Source organism: Microbacterium sp. Bi128, from assembly GCF_918698205.1.
The window spans coordinates 1-1,450 of the sequence record NZ_CAKKMM010001287.1; the positions used below are offsets into that span (position 1 = coordinate 1).

A 1,450-nucleotide genomic window follows, 5' to 3' on the forward strand; every position below is an offset into this window, starting at 1 on the left:
GGGACGAACAGGACCTTGGTTGTGTACCTAGAGGCCGGAGTCGCCGTCTCCAAGTGTCTTCGCCAACTAGGTCAGTTATCCGACAGCGTTAGAGGCCGGAGAAAACCACGGAATGACGGTGATTAGTTTCTGGCAATTTCCGCCAACTAGCCTCGGGTCTCACACTTCCCCGGGTCTCTTCTCCTTTCTTCCTCTCTTCTGACCGGTTCCGGTCTCGACATCCATCCAGCTCGAAGGCCGTCGGCCGATCTAGTTAGTTTCGGCCGTGATCGCCCCAGCAGGCCCCGTACGTCTTTTAGTGCGGGGCTTGTTGCATCGGTGCCCAATGCGAAACCTTGCACAAGTCCGTCCATGCAAACTCGGAGCACGACGTCGCACGTTCGAAAAAGCGTCTACGTTTCGCAGGCCTGCCTTAGCTGGTTCAGGAACCTGGTCGCTTCGACATCGAAAGTGCGTTGTCCTGAACCACGGGCAAGGATGGTTTCCACATTTGCACATTCTTTGGCCACCGGGTCCGCGGCCATGGCCGGAGGCGCGGTGAGTGGAAATGAGGCTATGACTCCAGCGAGTGCCGCAGCGGTAAGATCTGCAGGGTTTTTAGGCGCACAACTGTTATCCCCAATAGTGCTGAACGGAATGCCGCCTTGTTCTGCGGCTCAAAGCGGTGGATGCGGCCTGGATGCTCTCACAGCAGCCCATGGATTATCCATTGGCTGGATATATTCACTGTGAGAATAGCGAGGTCGGATTCGTTTTTGCCGGGGCTGATGACATTGATCAGGTAGTCATACTCTCCGTCATTGCCCGATGAACTGCAGACCGTTGCGACCCCAATGTCGTTGGAGCGCCTCCAGCATGTCCCGTCGGTTTTCATCTCGACTCCCGCTTTCGAAACCACAGCTTTGAGGTCGTCGGCGGTGATTTCGTTACCGGTGTTCCACCTGCGGTAGATGCTCGGGCACGGGTTGGTATCGAAGCAGAGGAACATCTCCCGCCGCGCGACGTTGTCCTCCAGCTTCCAGTCTGCCGGAATGGAGAAACGCTCAGTCCGGGAGACCACATCGGCGGTGACCTTGTCTTCCGCAGAGCGCATAAAAATGACACCCGCGGCTGCAGTGACAAGCACCGCCGCAAGGATGATCCATATTTTTCGCTGCACTGTGTTCCCCCAAGACTTCAGTGCCGGCACCGTATCGTCCAGCGGCCGGCGGCTGCTGAGTGCATCGTATCTGCATGCGGATCGCTTGTCTGTCGGGGTGAAGTGCCAGTGCACCGCATGGCCTGGCACGAAGAAATTCCGGATTCACGTCATCCGGGCACGTGCCGCGCGCCAGATTCGCCGCACACATGTATTCGATTACGTCTGCCATATTCCGGTGCAGACGGTCCATCGAGTAGACGAGGACGAAGTCCACGACCCCGTCTACCATCAGCTGACGGAGTTACGGTA

The 1,450-nt window shown here is 57.4% G+C and carries 2 protein-coding genes; one reads left to right on the top strand and one right to left on the bottom strand.

The window, feature by feature from the left end; all coding sequences use genetic code 11:
• Nucleotides 1–685: 685 nt before the first annotated feature.
• Nucleotides 686–1,126 (bottom strand): hypothetical protein, encoded by a 441-nt coding sequence (locus LQV45_RS32070; protein WP_230011553.1) that lies wholly within the window; start codon nucleotides 1,124–1,126, stop codon nucleotides 686–688.
• A 10-nt stretch (nucleotides 1,127–1,136) separates the two neighbouring features.
• Here LQV45_RS32070 and LQV45_RS32075 point away from each other — a divergent pair.
• Nucleotides 1,137–1,450 (top strand): hypothetical protein (locus LQV45_RS32075; RefSeq protein WP_230011555.1); only part of this gene is annotated, 314 nt, incomplete at its 3' end.